2 protein-coding genes are annotated in these 3,157 nt (G+C 37.9%); one reads left to right on the forward strand and one right to left on the reverse strand.

Annotated elements, in window-relative coordinates:
• Positions 1-138: 138 nt before the first annotated feature.
• Entirely contained in the window at positions 139-1,686 is a 1,548-nt protein-coding gene (locus tag VB620_RS20785) for a hypothetical protein (protein ID WP_323198054.1), read from the forward strand.
• Positions 1,687-1,709: 23 nt separating this feature from the next.
• On the opposite strand, the gene VB620_RS20790 is transcribed toward VB620_RS20785, so the two are convergent.
• A complete protein-coding gene (locus VB620_RS20790; protein WP_323198055.1) occupies positions 1,710-2,705 on the reverse strand; it encodes a tyrosine-type recombinase/integrase in 996 nt (331 codons plus the stop codon).
• Between the last annotated feature and the right edge of the window lie 452 nt (positions 2,706-3,157).

Genomic DNA, 3,157 nt, shown 5'->3' on the forward strand with positions numbered 1-3,157 from the left:
CACTCCTTCTCTGCTTCCAGAAGCTACTGCTTGTTCTGATGATTCTGACTTGTCGAAAGCTGCATAATTTGATTGCTTGACTTCGGGGGTTGTTTTCTTCTTCTTTATACCCCCTGAACGCTTACAATAAATTTAGAATTGCTGCAAGATTTAATTGAAAACCGCCAGGACTTTTTAGCACAAAATACAGGAAAAATGTACTTTGTACTTAACAAAGTAGATATGAAAGGAGAAAGTGATAGAAAGATTGAAGATGTGATAGAATCTTTAAGAATGAGTTTGGTTAGCTTTGGTATTCCTGAACCAAATATTTACCCAGTTATTGCTAGACAGGCTTTATTATCTAAGCTCATTCAAGAAGGAAAGGCAACTGATAGCCATATTAAGGATTTTGAAAACTTTTATAGTGTTAGATATGCTGAAAGAGATGAAAAAGGTAGGAGAATTATTCCTTTACCAGAAGAAATTGCACCCCAAGCTTTAAAAGATAGTGGTATTCCCAAAATTGAAGAGACAGTAATTAAAAATATTGTGCAAACTTCAGGATGGAATTTATTGAGTGATGTCTTAGCTGTTCTGAATAAAGCTGCTCAATCTGTAGCTGATATGCTTACTACAGAAATTCGCGGTTGGGAGTTAGAATTTGAGGAACTACAACAAAAAATAGAGGAATATAAACAACGTTTTGAGTCAATTGAAAATAAGTTAGCAAGTGTAGAAAAGTTTGTAGAGTCGCAAAAGAAAAGATTATTCAAAACTCTTAGGCAAGAAATTTATAAGTTTGCTGAAACAGCTAAAAATCGTATAGATATAGAAATTGATAAAGTAGCAGAAGAACAAGCTAAAAATTCGGGTTCTCTATCTAGTAAAGAAAACTCAAATCTTGTCTCATTCATTTGGAATAAAGTTACTTCATGGGTTCAAGATGATTCAACTTCAGATCCATATAAAATCAAGGTAAAAAACAAAAAAGATGCTAAAGAAATAGGTAAAATTATTAATGATTACTGCGCTCCTATAGTTCATAACTTTTGGTTGGATACACAAGACAGACTCGTTAGAGAAGGTACAAAGATTCAGGAAGACTTAGTTCAGCAAATTCAACAAGAAATACAAGCTATTTCTGATGAATTATCTCAGTATATTGGTAAGACTTTGCAAGTAAAGATTGGTACTAATGCAATTCAGTTTCCTAAATTTGAATTTTCTGGCATTGATACTAAAATTCAAGAACAACGAAAAATTTTTGAAAGAGTTAAGAAAATAACTATGCAAGAGGAACGTTGTTGTGCAAGTCCTCATGTCTATGAACAAGATGTTGTTATGAAAACAGAAGTATCTTACTATGAAATTGATTTACGGCTGACTGCTCAAGGAATTAAAGACAAGATAGATGAGCAAGTAAAGAGAAACATAGGTTCACTCAAGGGTGTTATTGACGAACAAGTAACCGAAAACTTTCGGAAAGGGGAAGAGCAAATTAATGATTATATCAATAGATTTCTGAATATTTTTGATAATTCGCTGACACAAAGGGTAAAGAGAGAATCTGAATCAAAAGAGATTGTTTCTACTCTAAAAAGTCAAAAATCAGAAGTGAGTGCATATCTAAGTGAATTAATATTGGCTCGACAACTACTAGATGATTGGAAGCCGTCATCTATTAACAGAACCATGTCCCATTGAGAGGGTATCCCGGCTCAATACCGCTAAAACATACCATCAAGTAAATCAGTAATCGCCCCCTGGTCTTTGTGCCGGTTATCATCGTAGATCATTAAAGTGTCCAATTTCCGGTGACGACTGAGTTTTTGTACCTTCCTGACATTACCATCAGTAGCATCCAAAGCCGCAGTGATAGCACTATGACGGATACGGTGCGGTGACATCTGCTTTTTAATCCCAGCCTTCTGTGACAACTTCACCAACATTTTTCGCAGTCCATCCCCAGTCAAACGCCCCCCAGCATTAGCAAAGTCCACAGCCACAAACAAAGCTGAATTATCCTTAACCCCTGGTCTACACTCCAACCATTGAGAAATAGCTGCTACCGTCCCCCCACCCAAATCAATAACTTCTGATTGTGTCCCCCGTCCCTTACCTAAAATCCTGAGTGTCTTAGTTTCCGGGTCAAAATCCCCCACATTTAATTGACACACCTCATTCCGTCTCAGGGCATTACCCCAAAGCAGACGCAGGATAGCATAATCACGTTTACCCTTATCGGTGGTCAAATCACACTGATTCAGAATTAACTCAAAAGTCCCCCGGTCAATTCCAGAAGTATCGCGGTAGTTTTGCACCCGTTCCGATTCGATATCTTCTAGACTGTAATGGCACACCCCCAACTTGCGGCCAGTCACCACCAGACTTTTGATAGCAGCCATACGGCGGTTAACAGTTGCTTCCTTTAGACCCTTGCGGATCAACTGTGCCTTATACTTGAGAACCACAACCATAGCTTGACCTTGTTCTAGGTGTAGGAACTCTAAAACCACATCAGGCGTAGGAATTTTACCCGTCATCACCTTAAAAAAGTCCTTGACATCTTTTTCGTATGCAATGCGTGTATTAAGCGATCGCTTGTCTGCGAGTAATTGAGATAGCACGTCAGGCTCAGTGTTAAGAGTTTGAGAAAAGCTTGTGCCAACAGAGGCATCAAGAGAAGCATTTAAGACTTCTGTAGATAGTATATCTGTATTCATTTTTAGTTATCGATAACAGCCCTTTCCGAGAACACCTGCACTTTATTTAACCCCATCCCGGTGAACAGGGGTTAATACTAGGGTGTGGTTAGCGGCGGCGGCGGCCTTATCGATGCTGTCCCCTGCTGGTGAAGTCAGTAAATGGCGATATGACGACATTACACACTCCTGGGGCTTCACCCCAGGAGTTAACACGGGATTAGACGGGTTTAAAAGCAAAAATTTTTAGTCACGCACTAAAAAATGTGTTATTACAATAGTAATACTCTTATAAAGAGGCTATTAACTTATGTACACCTTAAAAATTCGTAGAGTTGGAAATTCCGGTTCTTCCGGTATTTTTATGGTGACTATGGAAATTTAGTAACTTTTAATAACTATAATTTAGTGATGTCAATGCCTATAATATAAGCTATGCAAGCATTTAAAAAATATTTAACATGGTTGTATTA

The organism is Nodularia harveyana UHCC-0300 (assembly GCF_034931085.1).
GTDB classification, from domain to species: Bacteria; Cyanobacteriota; Cyanobacteriia; order Cyanobacteriales; family Nostocaceae; genus Nodularia; species Nodularia harveyana.